At 70.4% G+C, this 20,464-nt stretch carries 20 protein-coding genes; 5 read left to right on the top strand and 15 right to left on the bottom strand.

The window, feature by feature from the left end; genetic code table 11:
* Positions 1-81: 81 nt before the first annotated feature.
* Entirely contained in the window at positions 82-672 is a 591-nt protein-coding gene (locus K883_RS11160) for a hypothetical protein (RefSeq protein WP_014710834.1), read from the bottom strand.
* A gap of 162 nt (positions 673-834) precedes the next feature.
* The gene (gene cspA / locus K883_RS11155; protein ID WP_007772268.1) at positions 835-1,038 is read right to left on the bottom strand and encodes a cold shock protein CspA; all 204 of its coding nucleotides are present in this window, start codon (positions 1,036-1,038) and stop codon (positions 835-837) included.
* A gap of 259 nt (positions 1,039-1,297) precedes the next feature.
* Here cspA and K883_RS11150 point away from each other — a divergent pair, with 259 nt between their 5' ends.
* Both K883_RS11150 and K883_RS11145 read left to right on the top strand, forming a co-directional pair.
* Positions 1,298-3,631: a DEAD/DEAH box helicase gene (locus K883_RS11150; protein ID WP_008263427.1), complete on the top strand. Its 2,334-nt coding sequence runs from the start codon at positions 1,298-1,300 to the stop codon at positions 3,629-3,631.
* A gap of 71 nt (positions 3,632-3,702) precedes the next feature.
* Positions 3,703-4,728 carry a PAS domain-containing protein gene (locus K883_RS11145; RefSeq protein ID WP_020821460.1) on the top strand — a complete coding sequence of 342 codons (1,026 nt, stop codon included), beginning with the start codon at positions 3,703-3,705 and terminating at the stop codon, positions 4,726-4,728.
* Here the strand turns inward: K883_RS11145 and K883_RS11140 are convergent.
* Genes K883_RS11140 through ssd form a run of 7 tightly spaced genes read right to left on the bottom strand, consistent with a single transcriptional unit; the run spans position 4,725 to position 9,224 of the window.
* Positions 4,725-5,042 carry an Rv3654c family TadE-like protein gene (locus K883_RS11140; protein ID WP_020821459.1) on the bottom strand — a complete coding sequence of 106 codons (318 nt, stop codon included), beginning with the start codon at positions 5,040-5,042 and terminating at the stop codon, positions 4,725-4,727. The genes K883_RS11145 and K883_RS11140 overlap by 4 nt on opposite strands.
* 19 nt (positions 5,043-5,061) lie before the next feature.
* Positions 5,062-5,349: a TadE family type IV pilus minor pilin gene (locus tag K883_RS11135; RefSeq protein ID WP_179945093.1), complete on the bottom strand. Its 288-nt coding sequence runs from the start codon at positions 5,347-5,349 to the stop codon at positions 5,062-5,064.
* Positions 5,350-5,384: 35 nt separating this feature from the next.
* A complete protein-coding gene (locus K883_RS11130; RefSeq protein WP_020821457.1) occupies positions 5,385-5,585 on the bottom strand; it encodes a DUF4244 domain-containing protein in 201 nt (66 codons plus the stop codon).
* A gap of 18 nt (positions 5,586-5,603) precedes the next feature.
* Positions 5,604-6,200, bottom strand: a complete 597-nt coding sequence (locus K883_RS11125) for a type II secretion system F family protein (RefSeq protein ID WP_179945060.1) — start codon at positions 6,198-6,200, stop codon at positions 5,604-5,606.
* A 14-nt stretch (positions 6,201-6,214) separates the two neighbouring features.
* Complete coding sequence (locus K883_RS11120) at positions 6,215-7,015, bottom strand: type II secretion system F family protein (RefSeq protein WP_020821455.1); 801 nt, start codon at positions 7,013-7,015, stop codon at positions 6,215-6,217.
* Positions 7,012-8,175 (bottom strand): TadA family conjugal transfer-associated ATPase, encoded by a 1,164-nt coding sequence (locus K883_RS11115; RefSeq protein ID WP_020821454.1) that lies wholly within the window; start codon positions 8,173-8,175, stop codon positions 7,012-7,014. The genes K883_RS11120 and K883_RS11115 overlap by 4 nt, the downstream gene beginning before the upstream one ends.
* Positions 8,172-9,224 carry a septum site-determining protein Ssd gene (gene ssd, locus K883_RS11110; protein WP_036455420.1) on the bottom strand — a complete coding sequence of 351 codons (1,053 nt, stop codon included), beginning with the start codon at positions 9,222-9,224 and terminating at the stop codon, positions 8,172-8,174. The genes K883_RS11115 and ssd overlap by 4 nt, the downstream gene beginning before the upstream one ends.
* 500 nt (positions 9,225-9,724) lie before the next feature.
* On the opposite strand from ssd, the gene K883_RS11105 reads away from it, so the two are divergent.
* On the top strand, positions 9,725-10,582 hold the full coding sequence (locus K883_RS11105; RefSeq protein WP_008263396.1) for an HAD-IB family hydrolase: 858 nt from the start codon (positions 9,725-9,727) through the stop codon (positions 10,580-10,582).
* A gap of 446 nt (positions 10,583-11,028) precedes the next feature.
* Here the strand turns inward: K883_RS11105 and K883_RS11100 are convergent, their stop codons facing one another.
* The 5 genes from K883_RS11100 to K883_RS11080 are packed head-to-tail and all read right to left on the bottom strand — an operon-like array spanning position 11,029 to position 16,854.
* The gene (locus K883_RS11100; protein ID WP_008263395.1) at positions 11,029-11,787 is read right to left on the bottom strand and encodes a hypothetical protein; all 759 of its coding nucleotides are present in this window, start codon (positions 11,785-11,787) and stop codon (positions 11,029-11,031) included.
* Between the two features lie 26 nt (positions 11,788-11,813).
* Positions 11,814-13,433, bottom strand: coding sequence for a dipeptide ABC transporter ATP-binding protein (locus K883_RS11095; protein ID WP_036455418.1), 1,620 nt, complete (start codon positions 13,431-13,433; stop codon positions 11,814-11,816).
* Positions 13,430-14,305: an ABC transporter permease gene (locus tag K883_RS11090; RefSeq protein WP_020821451.1), complete on the bottom strand. Its 876-nt coding sequence runs from the start codon at positions 14,303-14,305 to the stop codon at positions 13,430-13,432. Before K883_RS11090 ends, K883_RS11095 begins: the two co-directional genes overlap by 4 nt.
* The gene (locus tag K883_RS11085) at positions 14,298-15,224 is read right to left on the bottom strand and encodes an ABC transporter permease (protein ID WP_020821450.1); all 927 of its coding nucleotides are present in this window, start codon (positions 15,222-15,224) and stop codon (positions 14,298-14,300) included. The genes K883_RS11090 and K883_RS11085 overlap by 8 nt, the downstream gene beginning before the upstream one ends.
* A 1-nt stretch (position 15,225) precedes the next feature.
* On the bottom strand, positions 15,226-16,854 hold the full coding sequence (locus K883_RS11080) for a peptide ABC transporter substrate-binding protein (protein WP_020821449.1): 1,629 nt from the start codon (positions 16,852-16,854) through the stop codon (positions 15,226-15,228).
* 84 nt (positions 16,855-16,938) lie between these two features.
* Between K883_RS11080 and K883_RS11075 the strand changes: the two genes are divergently transcribed.
* Positions 16,939-17,751 carry an LppU/SCO3897 family protein gene (locus K883_RS11075; protein WP_020821448.1) on the top strand — a complete coding sequence of 271 codons (813 nt, stop codon included), beginning with the start codon at positions 16,939-16,941 and terminating at the stop codon, positions 17,749-17,751.
* A gap of 5 nt (positions 17,752-17,756) precedes the next feature.
* Here K883_RS11075 and K883_RS11070 read toward each other — a convergent pair whose 3' ends face one another.
* A complete protein-coding gene (locus K883_RS11070) occupies positions 17,757-18,299 on the bottom strand; it encodes a DUF4232 domain-containing protein (RefSeq protein WP_179945059.1) in 543 nt (180 codons plus the stop codon).
* A gap of 201 nt (positions 18,300-18,500) precedes the next feature.
* Here K883_RS11070 and acs point away from each other — a divergent pair, with 201 nt between their 5' ends.
* Positions 18,501-20,456 (top strand): acetate--CoA ligase, encoded by a 1,956-nt coding sequence (gene acs, locus K883_RS11065; protein ID WP_020821446.1) that lies wholly within the window; start codon positions 18,501-18,503, stop codon positions 20,454-20,456.
* Positions 20,457-20,464: the final 8 nt, after the last annotated feature.

Here is a 20,464-nt window from a genome sequence, read left to right as displayed (position 1 = left end):
CCTGACAATTTCGCACCCTCGGGCGGGCCTACGCAAACCGACGCTCGAGAACGCGGCGCGAAATCGCGCGTCGTCCGGTGGCTAGACCCGCGGCCACCGGGACAGCGCCTCCGCACCGTCGGGCGGCTCCCCCACGTTCTCTACCAGGCGCGATAGCCTGCGGCGGCCGCTGATGCGCAGCGCCGGCCGGCCGCCGCGGGTGCCGATCAGCGTGGGCGCGATCCCGACGCGCATCAACGCCGACGCCAGCGGCGAGTGGGTGTCGGGCGCGTGGGGGTCCAGCGCCAGCAGGTAGTGCTCGCCCTCGGGGTTGCCGGCCGCCAGCGTCCAGGCCCGCAGCTCGCGCGGTCCGGGCAGCCAGCGCGGCGGCACGGTCTTGACCGCGCCGCGCGTCCATTCGGCCGCCAGCGTGCTCAACGACGGGTCCACCGCCGTCCGCACCAGCGGGGTGTCTTCGTCGGTCCGGCCGATCTCGGCGGCCAGACCGGCCTCGCGGATCATGTCCGCCAGCGCGGAGGCCCGCCAGGGCGCGTCCACGACCACCGAAAGCCGAGCGCCCTGGGCCTCCGCACCGCCGACGGTGACGATCTGCCCGGACGCCGCCAGCACCCCCGAAAGATCGGCGACCGCGGGCGGCACCGACTCCGCGGTAAAGAAGGAAAGCTGGCTCACGCCATCCGACAGTAGGCCCTCTCGCCCATCCGCGTCTTGAGGCAATCGGCGCGGCGGCGCCGTGCCGATAGAAACCGATAGAACCGATAGAAAAAGGAAACCCCCCGGCTGGGCCCGCTGGGCGGGGCTGCACGGGGGGTGTCCGTTCAGGTCTGCTCTTCCCTACAGGGAGCGGACTCCGGTGGCCTGGGGGCCCTTCGGGCTGTGGCCGATTTCGAACTCGACCTTCTGGTTCTCTTCGAGGGTGCGGAAGCCCGAACCCTGGATCTCCGTGTAGTGGACAAACACATCCGCGGAGCCGTCTTCGGGGGCAATGAACCCGAAGCCCTTCTCCGCGTTGAACCACTTCACAGTTCCCTGTGGCATCTCTCGATCTTTCCTTTTCTTCTGGGTGCGGGGCATCGCCTTTCGATGCCCCGGGCCTGGTACGACCGCCATACCTCGCTGAGTCGCCGGAACTTCACCCGACCGATTAACCTCGCAGGAACCGCGGCCGCAACGTCGATCCTGCGAAAGTTTGACACGAACACAGAAGCTGCGACCGCAATTAGTCAACCATGTTCATCGCGTCGGCGACAGACTTGTGTGTTTGCCCGATTCGAAGAGCGATTCCGTGTGGGGTGAGATGGCGAGCTTCGGCAGTGAGCTGCTTGCCGCCGCGCTGGCCGGAACCGCGACGGACGAACGGCCGCTGCGCCACGTCGCCGAATTGCCACCGCGCAGTGGCCGGCCGCACGATTGGCCGGCGTGGGCCGAGCCCGACGTGGTCAAGGCGTTCGCCGACCGCGGGATCGCCGCGCCCTGGTCGCATCAGTTCGCGGCCGCGGATTTGGCCTACGCGGGCCGCCACGTGGTGGTGAGCACCGGCACCGCCTCGGGCAAGTCGCTGGCCTATCAGCTTCCCGTCCTCAACGCGCTGGCGACCGATCCGCGGGCCCGGGTGCTCTACCTGTCGCCGACCAAGGCGCTGGGGCATGACCAGCTGCGGGCCGCGCACGCCCTGACCGCGGCGATTCCGCGGCTGCATGAACCCGGTTTTGCGGTGGCTCCCACCGCCTACGACGGCGACAGTCCCGCCGAGGTGCGCCGCTTCGCGCGGGAACGCTCCCGCTGGTTGTTCTCCAACCCCGACATGATCCACTTGTCGATCCTGCGCAACCACGCCCGCTGGGCGGTGCTGTTGCGGGGTCTTCGCTTCGTGGTTGTCGACGAATGTCATTACTACCGTGGGGTGTTCGGCTCCAATGTGGCGATGGTGCTGCGCCGCTTGTTGCGGTTGTGCGCCCGCTATTCGAGTGCGCCGACGGTGATCTTCGCCAGCGCGACAACGGATTCCCCGGGTGCGACGGCCACCGAGCTCATCGGGCTGCCGGTGCAGGAGGTCACCAAAGACGGTTCACCCCAGGGGGCGCGGACCGTGGCCCTGTGGGAACCCGCGCTGCGGACCGACCTGGTCGGCGAGAACGGTGCACCGGTGCGCCGCTCGGCGGGCGCGGAGGCGGCGCGCGTCATGGCCGACCTGATCGCCGAGGGAGCGCAGACCCTGACCTTCGTGCGGTCGCGCCGCGCCGCGGAATTGACCGCGCTGGGCGCCCAGGCGCGGCTGGAGGACATCGCCCCCGAGCTGTCCCGGACGGTGGCGTCGTATCGGGCCGGGTATCTCGCCGAGGACCGCACCGCGCTGGAGCGCGCCCTGGCCGAGGGCCGGTTGCGCGGGTTGGCCACCACCAATGCGCTGGAGTTGGGCGTCGACATCGCCGGGCTGGACGCGGTGGTGCTCGCCGGTTTTCCGGGCACCGTCGCCTCGTTCTGGCAGCAGGCCGGCCGCTCCGGTCGGCGCGGGCAGGGCGCGCTGGTGGTGTTGATCGCCCGGGACGATCCGCTGGACACGTATCTGGTGCACAATCCGGCCGCGCTGCTGGACAAGCCGGTCGAGCGGGTCGTCATCGACCCGACGAACCCGTACATCCTGGGGCCGCAACTGCTCTGCGCGGCAACCGAACTGCCGCTGGACGACGCGGAGGTGCGCGAACTCGGCGCCACCGACGTGGCGGACGGCCTGGTCGATGACGGGCTGCTGCGGCGGCGAAGCGGAAAGTACTTTCCGGCGCCCGGCCTGGAACCGCATGCCGCGGTGGACATCCGGGGCTCGACGGGCGGGCAGATCGTCATCGTCGAGGCCGACACCGGGCGGCTGTTGGGCAGCGCCGACGTCGGCCGGGCACCGGCTTCGGTGCACCCGGGCGCGGTGTACCTGCATCAGGGCGAGAGCTACGTGGTGGATTCGCTGGACACCGAGGAGGGCATCGCCTTCGTCCACGCCGAGGACCCCGGTTATGCGACGTTCGCGCGGGAGATCACCGACATCGTCGTCACCGGCAGCGGTGAGCGTCTGGCCTTCGGGCCGGTCACGCTCGGGCTGGTCCCGGTCCGGGTCACCCACCGGGTGGTGGGCTACCTGCGCCGCCTGCTCTCCGGGGAGGTGATCGACTTCATCGAGTTGGACATGCCGGAGCACACGTTGGCCACCACCTCGGTGATGTACACCATCACCGAGGATGCGTTGCTGCGCAAGGGTATTGACGGCACGCGGATTCCCGGGTCATTGCATGCGGCCGAGCATGCCGCCATCGGGCTGCTGCCGTTGGTCGCCAGCTGCGACCGCGGCGACATCGGCGGCTTGTCCACCGCGGTGGGACCGGGTCCCGACGGGCTGCCCAGCGTCTTCGTCTACGACGGGTATCCGGGCGGCGCGGGATTCGCCGAACGGGGCTTCCGCCGGGCCCGCACGTGGCTCGCCGCGACGGCCGCCGCCATCGAGGCGTGCGAATGCCCCCGCGGGTGCCCGTCGTGCGTGCAGTCCCCCAAGTGCGGCAACGGCAACGACCCGCTCGACAAGGCCGGCGCGGTGCAGGTGCTGCGGCTGGTACTCGCGGAGCTGCCGCGGGAGTCACGCTGAGCACAGCGGCGAGGTCGCCCGCCGGTTCACCCGCTCCCCCGGATCCGTCCCGTCGCCGTAAACTCAGCCGCATGGCCCACGACTGGTTGCTCGTGGAGACACTCGGGGGTGATCCCACCGTCGTGGCGCAGGGGCGCCAACTGAAGAATCTCGTCCCGATCACCACCTTCCTGCGCCGCAGCCCCTATCTCGCCGCGGTGCGAACGGCGATCGCCGAATCGGTCCAGACCGGACAGGCCCTGACCAGCATCGCGCCCAAGCGCGATCGCATCATTCGCACCGAACCCGTGGTGATGTCCGACGGGCTCATCCACGGCGTGCACGTGTGGACCGGGCCGTCGGACATCGACCCACCCGAGCGCCCGATTCCGGGGCCGCTGAAGTGGGACCTGACCATGGGGGTGGCGACCGACACCCGCGAATCGCTGATCAACAGCGGCAAGAATCCCGAAGTCGAAGTCACCTTCGGCAGGGCTTTCGCCGAGGACCTGCCGTCCCGCGAGCTCAACCCGAACGAAACCAAGGTGCTCGCCATGGCGGTCAAGGCTAAGCCCGACCAAACGCTGTGCAGCACCTGGGATCTCACCGACTGGCGGGGCAAGGCCATCCGGATAGGTTTCGTCGCGCGCACGATCTTGGAGCCGGGGCCCGACGGCCGGGAGCACCTGGTGGCGCGGGCGATCAATTGGCAATCCGAACTCAAGGGCCCGGCGGTGTCGACCGATGATCTGGCCCAACGGATCCTCAGCGGCCTCGCCCAGGCCGGGGTGCACCGCGCGCTGATCGACCTCAACAACTGGACCCTGTTGAAATGGCTCGACGAGCCCTGCACGTTTTATGACTGGCGCAGCAGCGAGACCGGAAAACCGCGGGTCCATCCCGACGATCAGGACGTGATGTCCACCATGACAAGGGAATTCGGCGGGGGTGCCACCAGTCGGGTGTTGCGGTTGCCCGGCCACGACGGGGATTGGGTGCCCGTGCACGTCACCGTCAACCGGGTCGAACTGGAACCGGAGACATACGCGGGGCTGGTCTCCCTGCGATTGCCCACCGACGACGAGCTGGCGGCCGCGGGGCTGCCGCAGACGCGCTAGCCATTTCGCCCGGCGGCGGGCCCCGCCCGCGCGGTGGCCCGTGCCGTACCGGCGACGACGACCGGCACCCGCGCCGTGATGACGACATCGAGACCATCGACCACGCAGCCGACGTCGTCGACCCGCATCGCGCGGGCGACGGCCGCGGCCCGGGCGCAGGCCGCGGCGGATCCCGATGTCAGCCGAGCCGCGGCGGCCAGGGCGGCCAGGTCGGCCACCGCCTGTGCGCGGTGACGCGCCACCACCGCCGAGCCCAGGTAGCCGGCGACGCCGGTCGCCCAGAGCAGCACCACGACCATCCAGGCGGCGACCACCGTGGCCGACCCCCGATCGTCATGGCCGCTCGGCCGCGGCGACCGCCTTCGCGCCGATGTCCAAGGCGGGCAGGAACTTCGAATGCGCGGCGACGGTGGCGACCAGGAAGTCGCCGTCGCGGTGCAGGTCGATCCGGGCGCCGGCGGGGGCGAGCCGGACCGCGGCGGCCACCGCGGAGCGTTCGTCGCCGCGGGCGGCCAGCCGGGCGGCCTCGCGGGCGGCGTCGATGCAGCGCACCTGCATCGAAACGGCGCTGACACCGGCCAGGCACAGCACCAGCACGACGACGAGCGAGGCGATGCCCAGCGCCGCCTCAACGGTGCTCGCGCCGGCACTGCCGGCTACACCTTGGTGTTGAGCGCACGGCCGATGATGTTGGTCAGCGCCGACACGATGGAATCGCCGGTGACCACCGCGTACAGCACCGCGCCGAACGCCGCCGCCGCGATGGTGCCGATGGCGTACTCGACCGTCGACATGCCCGACTCGTCGGCCGCCAGCACGGCCGCGCGCGCGGCGAATTCGCGAAACTTGTTCATCATCAAGGACTTCCTTTCGTTTCACAGCAGACCCGACTGCAGCACGTCACCGGCCAAGCCGGCCACCACCGGGACGATGCCCAGGCAGACGAAAGCCGGCAAGAAGCACATTCCCAGCGGCCCGGCGATGAGCACCCCCGCCCGCTCGGCGGCGGCCGTGGCCGCGTGTGCGGCGTCGTGACGGGACTGGTCGGCCAACTCGGCGACGCCATCGGCCAGCGCCGCGCCCGAGGACGCCGAACGCCGGGCCAACCGCAGCAGCGCTTCGATGTGCGTGTCGTCCGGCCGCGCGGATTGGTCCGACGGAATCGCCCATGCCACAGCGGGATCGGCGCCCAGCGCCAGCAGGTCGGCGGCGCGGCGCAGGACGCGGGCCAGCTGCGGCGGGGCGGATGGCGCAGCGGCCGCCGCGGCGGCCGACACCGCCATCCCGGCCCTCAGGCACACGGCCAGCACGTCGAGACAGGACGCGACCGCCAACGGATCCGGGCCATCCGTTCGCCGGGCCGTCGCGAGCGCCCGGCCGCCACGCGACGGCATGCCGGCACGCCGTCGCGTCAGCGACGGGCCCGGAGCCATCCACAGCGCCGCGGCCAGCAACACTGCCGCTACACCCATTTCGCGTCTCCCCCTCACGCCACCCGATCGGCGATGCGGTCTGACCACAGCAGCCCGCCGCAGGCCAGCGTTGACCCGATCAGCAAGAGCCACCCGCCCACCTGCCCGCCCAGCAGGAAGGTCAGCGGGCGGGCCCCGACCAGTTGGCCCAGTAGCACGCCCAGCGCCGGCAGGGCGGCCAGTATCGTCGCGGTCGCGCGCGCCCCCGCCAGGCTCGACGCGACGCGCGCCGAGAACCGTTGCCGCTCAGCGATATCGCGCTGGGCCGCGCGCATCAGGGTCGCAATCCCCAACCCGTTGTCACTGGCCAGCCGCCAGCACAGCGCGAGCCGCTCCCACTGCGCGGGCAGTGCCGAGGAGCGCGACGCGGCGGCCAGCCCGGCGGCGACATCGGCTCCCAGCCGGGCCCGCGCCGCCACCGATCGCAGCGACGCCGCGACCGCGCCGGCGGTCTCGTCGGCGGCCACGCCGAACGCGCGCACCGGATGGGCGCCCGCCCGCAGTTCACCGACGAGCACATCGAGCGCGGTTTCCAGCGCGTGGCCCTCGCGGGTCGCGCGCCGGATGCGGCGCCGACGGAGGTAACGCACGCTCACTGTCGCGCCCACGACCGCGCCGCACAGAACGGTCGTCAGCGGCAGTAGGGCCACGGCCGCGCAGCCGAGGCCGACGGCCACCCAAACCACCCCGCGAATCCCATGCGAGGGGAGCCGCCACCTCGGTGACGCCGTCGCGCGGAGCCGGCGCCGCGGCGAGGGCCGGCCGATGACCAGCGCGAGCGCCAACAGCAGCGCGCCGGCCTGCGGGCCGTTCACGCCGGCATCCGGCTTTGCAGGACGCGCCGCAGCTGGGGCGCGTCGTCCGTCATCCCCCGATCCGCGTGCCACACCGTGACCGCCCGGACCCGCTCCTGAACCGGTTGCAGCACGGCGATCTCGCCGAGTCGCCGCCGGCCGGTGCGATCGCGTTCGACATGCAGCAGCACCTGCACGGCCGCGGCGAGCTGGCTGTGCAGCGCCGCACGATCGAGGCCGCCGAGCGCGCCCAGCGCCTCCAGGCGGGCGGGAACCTCGCCGGGGCTGTTGGCGTGCACGGTGCCCGCGCCGCCGTCGTGCCCGGTGTTCAGCGCGGCCAGCAGGTCCACCACTTCGGCGCCCCTGACCTCGCCGACCACGATGCGGTCGGGCCGCATCCGTAGCGCCTGCCGGACAAGTTGGCGCACCGGGACTTCGCCGACGCCCTCGACGTTGGCGCACCGCGCGACGAGCTTCACCAGATGCGGGTGCCGCGGCGCCAATTCGGCGGCGTCCTCGACGCAGACGATCCGTTCGGCCGGCGGCACGGCGCCCAACATCGCGGCCAGCAAAGTCGTCTTGCCCGCGCCGGTTCCGCCGCTCACCAGAAACGCCAGCCGGGCGGCGATGATGTCGGCGACCAGCGCGGCGGCCACGGGGTCGATCGCGCCCGCGGCGGTCAGGGCCGCCAAGTCCTGGCTGGCCGGCCGCAGCACCCGCAGCGACAAACAGGTGCCCGCGGCGGCCACCGGCGGCAGCACCGCGTGTAACCGCACCGCGAATCCCCCGGCTCCGATGCCGGACAGCTCGCCGTCGACCCAGGGCTGCGCGTCGTCCAGCCGCCGGCCGGCGGCCAGCGCCAGCCGCTGCGCCAAGCGCCGCACCGCGGCCTCGTCGGGGAAGCGAATCCCGGTACGCCGCAAACCGTTGCCGTCGTCGACCCATACCGCGTCCGGTGCCGTCACCAAGACGTCGGTCGTACCGTCCGCGCAGAGCAGCGGTTCGAGAATGCCCGCGCCGGTGAGTTCGGTCTGCAGCACGCGGAGATTGGCCAGCACCTCGGTGTCGCCGAGCATCCCGCCGGACTCGGCCCGGATCGCGGCGGCCACCACCGACGGACCCAGCGGGCCGACTTCGCCGGCCAGCCGCTCGCGGACGCGTTCGATCAGCGAACCGCTCACGCCGCCCGCCCGTTCCGCGCCGCCCGCGCGGGCGGCAGCACCCCGAGCACCTCGCGGGCCGCCACCGCCAGCGCGGACCGACGCCGATACCGCAGGCCGCCGCGTTCGACCTGTTCGCCGAGTTGCGGCTGCGCCTTGATCGCCGCCAGCAGCGGCAGGCCCGCGATCTCGGCGATCTCGACCGCGCGCAGTCCGCCCGGCGACGGGCCCCGCACCACCAGGCCGACGTTGGGATTGCTGGCGGCCAGGACCGGCGCCATCGCGGTGGTCGCCGCGCACGCACGCACGTCACAGCGGCTGACGACCACGACCAGATCGGCGGCGCTCAGGGCGGCCTGGGTCGCGTCGGTCAACCGGCGGGGCAGGTCGCAGATCACGGTGACCGCCCCGCGACGGCCGGCCTCGACGATGGCGTGCACCGGCCCGGCGTCCACCTCGTACCCGCGGCGCGTTCCGGACAGCACGCTGATGCCGCGGTGTCGCGGCAACGCATCGCGCACCGCCGACCAGGTGAGCCGCCCAGCCTGCAGAGCCAGGTCCGGCCAGCGCAAGCCCGGCGCGTTTTCGCCGCCGAGCAACAATTCGATGCCGCCACCCCACGGGTCGAGGTCCACGAGCAGCGCGTCGGCGGCGGCCTGAGCAAGGGCGACCGCGAGCGACGAGGCGCCGGCCCCGCCGCAGCCTCCGATGACGGCCACGGCGTGGCCGCGCGACCCGTCGTCGCGCGACGACTCGGCGGCTTCGGCGAACGCACCAACTAGGTCGGCCGCTTGCCCGGGCAGTCGCAGCACGTGCTCGGCGCCGACGCCGACGGCGGCCGCCCACGTCGTCGACTCGGGCTCGCCCACCGTCAGCACGGTCACGTGATCGCGGCGGGGCAGCGCCCAGCGCTCGCACCGCGCGGCCGCCCGCGCGTCCAGCACGACGGCCGCCGCCGCCGTCCAGGTCTTGCGACTCACCGGCGCCGCCTCGCCGGCATGCACCAATCGCACCCCGGCCGCGGCCGCCACCCGCTCCACCTCGGCGCGCAGTTCGGGCTCCGCCAGCATCGCCAACACACCCGCGTGGTGGGCGCCTTGTGCTCCGGAGGTGCCAGTCATCCGCCCACTGTGCAGCGCCCCAGCCTGGCACACCAGTCCCAAACGCGGATTTGGGGATAGAGACGCGAGTGTGCACAAACCACGCGCGGCGGTGGTGCGCCAGCGACGACGGACGGATTCCCCGCAACGCGTCAGCGGCCCGGCCCACGCGCCCGAAACCGGGGGGAAACCGCCCAAAAAGACCCGAGAAAAGGGACGACCCCCGCCAGGGGGGGAGGAGGCGAGGGTCGTCGTGCATCAGCCCCGGGGGGTCGGGCTGATACACCCTCGGCTCAGGCCGAGTAATGCTTACTATACACATGACAGTCCGCAATAACGCAATAGATCATTTACTGAAAAATGACCTTGAGCCGCGAAAACACGGCGTCACCCGACCCCCGCAAGGCCCTGAGCGGCCATTTCCGGTGCGGGATCGCGGCCCGGCGGCACCGCCGACCTATGCTGGGTCCGTGACCGTCTTCGACCCGGCTGCGGAGCAGTCAGCCGCGGGGCAATCAGCGGCAGGCACCACTACCCACGCCCGCACGGCGGCCTTCTTCGATCTGGACAAGACGATCATTGCCAAGTCCAGCACGCTGGCTTTCAGCAAACCGTTTTTCGCCCAGGGCCTGCTCAATCGCCGCGCCGTGCTCAAGTCCAGCTACGCCCAGTTCATCTACCTGCTCTCCGGCGCCGATCATGACCAGATGGATCGGATGCGGGCGCACATGACCAACATGTGCACCGGCTGGGACGTGGAACAGGTCAAGTCGATCGTCAACGAGACGCTGCACGACATCGTGACCCCGTTGGTGTTCGCCGAGGCCGCCGATCTGATCGCCGCCCACAAATTGTGCGGGCGCGACGTCGTGGTCGTGTCGGCCTCCGGCGAGGAGATCGTCGCGCCGATCGCCCGCGCCCTGGGCGCCACCCACGCGATGGCGACCCGCATGGTCGTCGAGGACGGCCGGTACACCGGCGAGATCGCGTTCTACTGCTACGGCGAGGGCAAGGTCCAAGCGATCCGCGAGCTCGCCGCTCGCGAGGGCTATCCGTTGGAACACTGCTACGCCTACTCCGACTCGATCACCGACCTGCCAATGCTCGAGTCGGTCGGCCACCCCAGCGTCGTCAATCCCGACCGCGGGTTGCGCAGGGAAGCCCTCGAGCGTGGCTGGCCGGTCATGTCGTTCTCCCGCCCGGTGTCCTTGCGCGACCGCATCCCGGCCCCGTCGGGCGCGGCGATCGCCACCACCGCGGCGGTGGGCATCAGCGCGCTGGCCGCCGGCGCCGTCACCTATTCGCTGCTGCGCCGCTACGCGTTCTGAGCCGGCGGCGGCAGCAAACGCGTTACACCCGCAATACAAAACGTATTCGGCGCCATTTCGCGAATTGGCTCTTGCTGTGCTAGGGGTCTAGTAGTACAAAGGAACCACGGAAGCCCGGTGAGGCCTAGGTCGATCCGGAAGAGAAGGTTCGATCTCCCGATCCGGGCGCCCAGCACGGTGCCCGGCACCCACGCGGAGTCATAGCCGCGAAAATGGCAGAAGTGTTGCGGGCCTGCGTAATTGCGAAGAGCGGAAGCGTCGACGGCCCTTTGGGTGGGGCTGCAGCCAGAAGCGTCGCGAGATCGCCGAGGCCAACCCACGCAGCCCAGAAATGCACGCTTGGTAACCGAGTCCCGTGCTAGCGGGCGGCGGACCGATCATTCGGAACGCCGCCCGCTCTACACGTTTCCGGGCCCGATTTCCCCGCGTTCGGGCTACTGCGCCAGCTACCGATTCGACATCGAGTCGGCGATCGCCAAGGCCTCTTTCGCCCCGGCTTGCATCGCCCGGCAACACAGTACCAGCCACGCGCCCACGCCCTCGCGCGTGCCCTCGGCGAAACCCTGTGCCGCGTCGCGATACGCCGCGGGTTGACGCATCCAGCTGACCTCGGGCACGCCCAACCCGTGCGGGTCGAGCCCGCTGGCGATGGTCACCAATCTCGACACCGCGCGCGCGACCACGCCGTCGGAACTGCCGAATGGCTTCAGCGTCAACAACTCACCGTGCGCGACCGCGGCGATCACCGGGGCCGGCGCCTGGGTGCGGCCGTTCACCAGCTCCGCCAACAACTCCAGCCGCGGACCTACGCCGGAATCGCCGCGCGGGCGACCCAGATGCTCGGCGTCGACCTGGTCGGCCGCGGCCAGCATGTGCAGTCGGGCAAGCGCCTGCAGGGGTGCTCGCCGCCAGATGCCGACGACGGGGCCTTCGCCGCCCTCGAGCGCCTGCGCCACCCGAAGCGCGCCCGCGAACACCGGATCGCTGACCTTGCCGGCGTCGGCGAGGTCCTCGAGCCGGATGGGACCACCGTCGAGGACCGACGACGCGCGCGCCGCCCGCAGCGCCGCCTCGGCGGCGGTCACGGGCCAGCCGCGCAAGTTGGCCCGGTGGCGATGGGCGCGCCCCAGCGCCTCGCGGGCGCGGTCGCTTGCCTCGGCGACGCCGGGCAGTTCCATCAGGGGCGCCAGGGGATCAGCCGTCACAGCTTGACAACCTATCTCCGCCGGATTCACCGCGCGTGCGGGATGGCATCCAACAGCTGCCGCGTGTACTCGTGGCCGGGGCGAGTGAACAGTTCCTCGGTGGGCGCCTGCTCCACCACGCGGCCCGCGCGCATGACCAAGACGTCGTCCGCGATCTGCCGGATCACCGCGAGGTCGTGGCTGATGAACAGGTAGGCCAGACCCAGTTCGGTCTGCAGGTCGGCCAGCAGATCGAGGATCTGCGCCTGGACCAGGACGTCGAGCGCTGAGACCGCCTCGTCGCAGACCAGCACCGCGGGACGCAACGCCAGCGCTCGAGCGATCGCCACGCGCTGGCGTTGACCGCCGGACAGTTCGCGGGGCAGGCGGTCCAACACCGACGACGGCAGCGCCACCTGGTCGACCAGGCGGTGCACCGCTTGTGCGCGCTGCCTGCGGTCGCCGACCCGATGAATCCGCAACGGCTCCTCGATGGCGCGAAACACCGAATACATGGGATCCAGGCTGCTGTAAGGGTTTTGAAACACCGGCTGCACTCGCCGGCGGAAAGCCAGCCGCGCGTCCCGGGGCATCGCTTCGTCGATCCGGGTGCCGTCGAACACCACCGTGCCCGCCGTGGGCGGCAGGAGGCCGAGCACCATCCGTGCCAGGGTGGACTTACCCGACCCCGACTCTCCGGCGATCGCCAGTGTGCTTCCCCGGCGCAGCCGGAACGACACCGCGTCGACCGCGCGAAATTCGCTGCGCCGCCACGGAACACCGCGGGGCTCGCGGTAGATCTTGGTCAACCCGGAGGCGACGAGGATGTCGTCGGCCGCCTCGTCCGGCCGCACCGCTGCGGGACGCGACCGCGCGCCACCCCGGACCGTCAGCGCCGGCGCCGCGGCGACCAGCCGCCGCGTGTATTCGTGTTGCGGGCTCCGCAAGATCGCCCGTGCCGCACCGGATTCCACGACGGTCCCCCGGTGGACGACGACGACGGACTCGGCGCGCTCGGCGGCCAGCGCCAGATCGTGCGTGATGAGCAGCAGCGCGGTGCCCAGTTCGGCGGTGAGCCGCTGCAAGTGATCGAGCACCTGCCGCTGCACCGTGACATCCAGCGCGGAGGTCGGCTCGTCGGCGATCAACAACCGCGGCCGGCCCGCCAACCCGATCGCGATCAGCGCACGCTGGCACATGCCGCCGGACAGCTGATGCGGGTAGCGCCCGGCTTGTTTCGCCGGGTCCGGCATCCCCGCCGCGGCGAGCAGTTCCACCGCGCGCTGCCGGGTGCGCGAGTCGGACGTGTTGGCCCGCAACGCTTCCCGGATCTGAAAGCCGACCTTCCACACCGGGTTCAGGTTGGTCATCGGGTCCTGCGGAATGTAGCCGATCTGCCGGCCCCGGATCGCACGCATCGCTCGGCGGTCGGCGGCCGAGATGTCGACGCCGTCGAACACGATGCGCCCGCCGGTTATTCGCCCGCCGGGGGGAAGGAGTCCGAGGATCGCGGCGGCGGTGGTGGATTTCCCCGATCCCGATTCGCCCACGACGGCGACGGTCTGCCCCGGCAACACCGACAGGTCCAGGCCGCGCACCGCGGCCTGGCCGCCGAAACTGACGTCCAGGCCGTCCACCGACAACAGTGGCGAGGCGTCCGCGCTCATGCCCGCCACGCCCTCGACGCCGGATCCAGCGCATCGCGAAGCGCGTCGCCCATCATCATGAAGGCCAGCACGGTCATGGCCAGGGCGCCGGCGGGATAGAACAGGATGGGTGAGCCCGCCCGCAGCCGCGTCTGGGCGAGATTGATGTCGCCGCCCCACGACACCACCGACGTCGGCAATCCCACACCGAGGTACGACAACGTGGCCTCGGTGACGATGAAGAGGCCGAGGGCGATGGTGGCCACCGCGATGACCGGTCCCAAGGCGTTGGGCAGCGCGTGCCGCAGGAGGATCTGAAACCTGCTCATCCCCAACGCTTTAGCGGCGAGCACGTAGTCGCTGGCGCGCACCGCGAGCACCGCACCACGCGCGATCCTGGCCACCTGCGGCCACCCGAACAACGCGACGATCGCGATGACCGTCCAGACGGTGCGATGGTGCAGGACCTGCATGAGGACGATGGCGGCCAGCAGCAACGGCAGCCCGAAGAACACGTCGGTGACGCGGGAGACCACCGCGTCGATCCAGCCGCCGTAGAAGCCGGCCAGCGCACCCAGCGCACCGCCCACGACGAACACGATCGCGGCGGCCCCCAGGCCCACCGTGACCGAGGCGCGCGCGCCGTACACGGTGCGGGCGTACACGTCGTGGCCCTGCAAGTCGGTGCCGAACCAGTGCGCGCGCGACGCGGGCAGCAGGCTCTGGCCGGGGTCGGCGTAGGTCGGGTCGACGGTGGTGAACAGCGCCGGAAACATCGCGACGGCGACGATGAACGCGATCAGCAGGGCCGCACCGATGAACTTCGGGCGCCGGTGCAGCCGCCGCCAGGTGTCGCGCCAGAATCCGCCCCGTGCGGGGATCCGCTCAGCCATAACGGATCCGGGGATCCAACGCGGCGTACAGCAGGTCCACCATCAGATTGGTGAGCAGGTAGATCAGCACCAGGACGGTCACGATCGAGACCACGGTGGGAGCCTCTTGCCGGGTGACGGCTTGATAGAGCACACCGCCGATCCCGTGAATGTTGAAGATGCCTTCGGTCACGATGGCCCCGCCCATCAGCGCACCCAGGTCCGCTCCCAGAAACGTCACCACCGGGATGAGCGAGTTGCGCAGGATGTGCACCGTCACGACGCGGGGTCGCGACAATCCCTTAGCGGTGGCGGTGCGCACGTAGTCGGCATGCGCGTTGGCGGCCACCGCCGACCGGGTCAGCCGCACCACGTAGGCGAAAGACACCGAGCCCAGCACGATTCCGGGTAACAGGAGGCGGGTGAAGGTGGCTCTTTGCCCCACGGTCACCGGGGCGATGCCCAGCCGGACCCCGAACACGAACTGCGCCAGGAATCCCAGCACGAAGATGGGGATCGCGATGATGACCAGGCCGGTGATCAACACCGTGGAATCGAAGAGGCCACCCGCGCGCAGGCCCGCGATCAGCCCGAATCCGATGCCCAGCACCGCCTCGACCGCGAGCGCGATCAACGACAACCGCAGGGTGACCGGAAACGCATGTGCGAGAACGTCGCTGACGGGTAGCCCGGAATAGGCGCGGCCCAGGTCGCCGTGCAGAACGCCGCCGAGGTAGCGCAGATACTGCACGATGAACGGGTCGTCGAGGTGATAGCGGACCCGCAGCTGCGCGGCGACCGCCGGCGTCAACGGGCGATCGCCGGCGATCGCGGCCAGCGGGTCGCCGGGCAGCAGGAAGACCATGCCGTAGATCAGCAACGTGGCGCCCAGGAACACGGGCACCATGACGGCGATCCGGCGCGCGATATACCAACCCATCTCAAGCCTTCACGATGTTCTCGTAGTCGGGCAACCCGTTCCAGGTGACCGTGACGTTGCTGACCTCAGCCGACCATCCGAGGACACTGATGTAGTTCCACAGCGGAACAACGGGCATGTCGTGGAACAGGATTCGCTGGGCGTCGTTGGCCAGCCTGGTGGCCTGTGCCATGTCGGGCGCGGCTTCGGCGGTCGCCAGCGCGGCGTCGAACTCCCGGCTGGAGTAGCCGACGTCGTTGGATCCCGCGCCGGTGGCGAACAGCGGCGCGAGGAATTCGATCATCGACGGGTAGTCCCCCTGCCATCCGGCGCGGAAGGCGGTGGCGATGCTGCGGTTGGTGATCTGGGTGCGAAAGCCCGCGAAGGTGGGCTGCGGCGCTCCGGCCGCGTCGATGCCCAGCACGTTCTTGATGCTGTTGGCCACCGCGTCCACCCAGTCCTGGTGTCCCGCATCGGCGTTGTAGGCGATCGCGTAGCGTCCGCTCCACGCCGAGATCGCATCGGCTTGCGCCCAGAGCTGCCGCGCCCGCCCGGGATTGAAGTCCAACGCCTCGTTACCGGCGATGTTCGGGTCGAAACCCGGGAGCGATCGGGCGGTGAAATCGCGTGCGGGACTGCGGGTGTCGACGAAGATCTGCCGCGAGATCTGCGCCCTGTTGATGGCGGCCGATAGCGCCAGACGGCGCAGCCGTCCTTCCTCACCGCCGAAGTGCGGTAGCCGCAACGGGGTGTCCAGGCTCAGGTTTATCGCGGCCGGACCGCTGGTGACCTTGTCGCCGAGGTCGCGTTTGTAGACCGGAAGGGCGCTGGGCGGGATGGTGTCCAGCACGTCGAGGTTGCCCGACAGCAGGTCGGCGTAGGCGGTGTCCAGGTTGGCGTAGAACTCAAACCTCAAGCCCTTGTTGTGTGGTCGGCGGTTGCCGCGATATCCGGGGTTGGGCCGCAAGTCGATTCGGACGTTGTGCTCCCACGCCGGCCCGTCGGGGCCCTCGGCGAGCTGGTACGGTCCGTTGCCGATCGGGTGCTGCCCGAACGCGTTCATGTCCCGAAAGGCGGCCCGCGGCAGCGGATAGAAGGCGCTGTGTCCCAACCGCATCCTGAAGTCGATGGTCGGCGCCTTGAGCCGGACGGTGAACTCCCCGTCGTTGATCACCCGCAGCCCGGACATCGTGGTGGCGGTCGGCTTGCCGTCGCCGGTGAGGCCGGCGACCGCGTCGAAGCCGTCGATCGGGCTGAAGAAGCTTTGCTGCAGTTGGCCATTGGTGCTCAGCGCCCCATAGTTCCAGGCGTCGACGAACGAATGGGCCGTCACCGGCGATCCGTCGGTGAACGTCCAGCCGGGTTTGAGGACGACGCGGTAGTTGACGTTGTCGGTGGTGTCGATCGACTGGGCGACCTCGGGCGACGGATGGCCGGCGGCATCGTAGGACATCAGCCCGGCGAAGAGCCGGTCGAGGATCCGCCCGCCTTGGCTGTCATTGGTGCCGGTGGGGATCAGCGGGTTGGGCGGTTCGCCGCCGTTGACCACCACCAGATCCGGGCTCAGCACACCGCCGCCGCATCCGGCCAGCGAAGCGACCACGAGCATCGCGGCGACGACCGGGGCCAGCAAGGCCGGCGGGGTCCGCATCGCACGCATGACACCCGACCCTAGGGCCTGAAGTCGTGCGGGCGGTGAAGTGCCGTGGCCGCGTCTACGACCTAGAATCCTCGGGTGGTCGTCGCGTACCTGGCCCTCGACGAATCCCCCGCCGTGCTGGTCGGCCGGCTGATGTTCTTGCTCGGGCTTCCGGCGACGGGGTTGACGCTTCTCATCATCGGACTTGGGCGGCGCTCCCGCGCCCGTCGGCAGACCCCGCCGCCCTATCACCCCGGCTATCCCTATCCGCCGCCCCCGCCCGGATATCCGGGTCCGTACCCGACCCCGCCGCCGTATCCCGGCTACCCGCCACGGCCGGCGCCGGGGAAGTCGGGCACCACGCTGATCGCCGTCGGCGCCGTCCTGCTGGCGCTGAGCGGCCTGGCCATGCTGGGGAAAATCGCGCGGGTCGCGTCGCACGACGACCGGCGGGGATCGCACACCATCGGCCAGGCATCAACGTCGGGCTCGGCCGCGGTGCCCAAGGTCGGCCAGTGCTTCTCGGAGTTCGAGGTGCGCATGGGTTCGTTGAAGTCACCGTCTGACTGCGCCAACCCCGTGGCGACGTTCGAGCTCGCCGCCGACGAGGGACCGACGGCGACCTGCCCGGACGACAAGCGCGATGGCTCCGTCTATTCACGCCTCGCCAACAACGCCCACACTTTGTGTTTCATCGCCAACCTCATCGAAGGGCAGTGTTACCTGCAGACAGATCCCACCACTACGGCCACCTGGACGCCGGCCGACTGTGACAACCCGCGCTTAGCCACGTTCAAGGTTTTCAAGCGCATCGACGGCAGCGTGGACGAAACCCAGTGCCCTGCAGGGACTAAGGCGAATTCCTACCCCAGCCCCGCGCGGGTCTACTGCCTGGCCAGGGCCGGCTGAGTCGCTCAGACCGCGGTGACGGGATGCACCTGCAACTCGCAGGCCTCGATGGTGGCCGACACCGTGACGACGTTGGTGGTGCCGGGCGGATTGACGAGCAGGTCCGTGTAGGTGGGGCACGGCTTTCCCTCGCCGTCGACGGCGATGCCCTCGACGATCGCCTGGCCCTGGGTCGAGATGGACAGGATGACGGCGGGCGCGACGTTGACGCCGGCCGGAAGGCCGCCCAGATATCCGCGCGGGGTGGGCCGGGCGTGCACCAATGGGCCGCCGGCGCCGGAGTCGACCCCGGCGTATCCGGCGATGGTGCAGGGCTCCGCGCCGCCGGCGAGGGTGAAGATCAGGGTCACCCCGCGGTGCCCCACCGCACCCTGCGTCGGGGAGGCGGATACGGCGATCTGGTCCGACCAGCACGGTGTCGGCGCGTCGACGGTGTCGGCCGGCATGGCCGATGCGGGCCACCCCAGCACTGTGGCGGCGGCGTAAGTCGTTGCGGCCGCGGCAATGCTGGAGGCTAGTCGGCGGATGCTCCGCCCATGACCCGACACACGGTGATTATCCGCCCCGAGGGCATCCTTTGACCCCGGATTCGGCCGCGCAATTCCCGCTCGCACAGCTACGCCGCAGACGGCCGGGCCGCACACCGCTAGCCCCGATTGCCCGGCTCCTCACTCGCGCCATGCGGCGCTCGCCGTCGCCGGGCTAGGCTCGCCACCGAACGGCGCAGCCTCGACACAGGAGAGAAGCCAGTGACCGCCACCAACTCTGCGGGCCCCTCGTCGTATCCCCCGTCGGCGCAATTCGCCGAACAGGCCAACGCGGGCGAGGAGCTGTACCGCGACGCCGAGCGGGACCGGCTGGCCTTTTGGGCCGAGCAGGCCAACCGGTTGTCCTGGGCGACGCCGTTCACCGAGGTGCTGGACTGGTCCGACGCGCCGTTCGCCAAATGGTTCGCCGACGGCAAGATCAACGTCGCATACAACTGCGTGGACCGCCACGTGGAGGCCGGCCACGGGGATCGGGTCGCCATCCATTGGGAGGGCGAGCCCGTCGGTGACCACCGCAGCCTGACCTACTCGCAGCTGCAAACCGAGGTCTGCAGGGCCGCCAACGCGCTGACCGATCTCGGCCTGGTGGCCGGTGACCGCGTCGCGATCTACCTGCCGCTGATCCCGGAGGCCGTGATCGCGATGCTGGCCTGCGCGCGCCTCGGCATCATGCACAGCGTCGTGTTCGCCGGCTTCACCGCCAAAGCGCTGCAGGCCCGCATCGCCGACGCCGATGCCAAGCTGCTGATCACCAGCGACGGGCAGTTCCGCCGCGGCAAGCCCGCGCCCCTCAAGGACGCCGCCGACGAGGCGGTCTCGGACCCGGACAGCCCCATCGAGCACGTTGTTGTGGTGCGGCGCACCGGAATTGACGTGTCCTGGAACGACGACCGCGATCTGTGGTGGCACGACGTCATCGACGCAGCCTCCCCCGAACACACCCCGCAACCGTTCGACGCCGAACAACCATTGTTCCTGCTGTACACCTCGGGAACCACCGGCAAGCCCAAGGGCATCGTGCACACCAGCGGCGGCTACCTGACCCACGCCGCCTACACGCACTACTACGTCTTCGACATCAAGGCCGACAGCGACGTGTTCTGGTGCACCGCCGACATCGGCTGGGTCACCGGACACACCTACGGTGTCTACGGCCCGCTGGCCAACGGCGTGACCGAGGTTCTCTACGAGGGCACACCCGACAGCCCGTCGCAGCACCGGCATTTCGAGATCATCGAAAAGTACGGCGTGACAATCTATTACACCGCGCCCACGCTGATTCGCACGTTCATGAAGTGGGGCCGCGAGATTCCCGACGCCCACGACCTGTCCAGCCTGCGGCTGCTGGGGTCGGTCGGCGAGCCGATCAACCCCGAAGCGTGGCGCTGGTACCGCAAGGTCATCGGCGCCGACAGCCTTCCGATCGTCGACACCTGGTGGCAGACCGAGACCGGCGCCACGATGATCTCCCCGTTGCCCGGAGTCGTTGCGGCCAAACCGGGTTCGGCGATGCGGCCGCTGCCGGGTGTCTCGGCGAAGATCGTCGACGACCACGGCGAGGAGCTGCCGCCGCCGGGCGAGGACAAGGGCGAGCACGTCACCGGCTACCTGGTGCTGGACCAGCCGTGGCCGTCGATGCTGCGCGGCATTTGGGGAGATCCGCAACGTTATGTCGAGACCTATTGGTCCCGATTCGCCGAGCAAGGCTGGTATTTCGCCGGTGACAGCGCCTATTACGACAGCGACGGCGACATCTGGGTGGTCGGCCGCATCGACGACGTGATGAACGTGTCGGGGCATCGGCTCTCCACGGCCGAGGTGGAGTCGGCGCTGGTCGGCCACGCCGCGGTGGCCGAGGCGGCGGTGGTCGGCGCGACCGACGAGACGACCGGCCAGGCCATCTGCGCGTTCGTCGTCTTGTGCGCGGATTTCGAGGTGCATGACGGGATCGTCGACGACCTGCGCGTCGAGGTGGCCCGGGAGATCTCCCCCATCGCACGCCCGCGCGAGGTACACGTGGTGCCCGAGCTACCCAAGACCCGCAGCGGCAAGATCATGCGCAGGCTGTTGCGGGACATCGCCGAAAACCGCGAATTGGGCGACACGTCAACGCTGCTCGATCCCGGCGTGTTCGACGCGATCAGGGCGGCGAAGTAGCCGGTGAC

Source organism: Mycobacterium sp. TKK-01-0059 (assembly GCF_000709305.1).
Classification (GTDB): domain Bacteria; phylum Actinomycetota; class Actinomycetes; order Mycobacteriales; family Mycobacteriaceae; genus Mycobacterium; species Mycobacterium intracellulare.
Note: the sequence above shows the minus strand (reverse complement) of the source record. Positions and strands in the feature narration are given on the sequence as shown.

Excerpts from the sequence above, each read along its gene's own strand:
- K883_RS11090 (WP_020821451.1), bottom strand. The coding sequence starts at position 14,305 with ATGGCTGAGCGGATCCCCGCACGGGGCGGATTCTGGCGCGACACCTGG.
- K883_RS11125 (WP_179945060.1), bottom strand. The coding sequence starts at position 6,200 with ATGGGTGTAGCGGCAGTGTTGCTGGCCGCGGCGCTGTGGATGGCTCCG.
- cspA (WP_007772268.1), bottom strand. The coding sequence starts at position 1,038 with ATGCCACAGGGAACTGTGAAGTGGTTCAACGCGGAGAAGGGCTTCGGG.
- K883_RS11080 (WP_020821449.1), bottom strand. The coding sequence starts at position 16,854 with ATGCGGACCCCGCCGGCCTTGCTGGCCCCGGTCGTCGCCGCGATGCTC.
- K883_RS11150 (WP_008263427.1), top strand. The coding sequence starts at position 1,298 with ATGGCGAGCTTCGGCAGTGAGCTGCTTGCCGCCGCGCTGGCCGGAACC.
- K883_RS11085 (WP_020821450.1), bottom strand. The coding sequence starts at position 15,224 with ATGGGTTGGTATATCGCGCGCCGGATCGCCGTCATGGTGCCCGTGTTC.
- ssd (WP_036455420.1), bottom strand. The coding sequence starts at position 9,224 with ATGCTGGCGGAGCCCGAACTGCGCGCCGAGGTGGAGCGGGTGGCGGCC.
- K883_RS11145 (WP_020821460.1), top strand. The coding sequence starts at position 3,703 with ATGGCCCACGACTGGTTGCTCGTGGAGACACTCGGGGGTGATCCCACC.
- K883_RS11095 (WP_036455418.1), bottom strand. The coding sequence starts at position 13,433 with ATGAGCGCGGACGCCTCGCCACTGTTGTCGGTGGACGGCCTGGACGTC.
- K883_RS11130 (WP_020821457.1), bottom strand. The coding sequence starts at position 5,585 with ATGATGAACAAGTTTCGCGAATTCGCCGCGCGCGCGGCCGTGCTGGCG.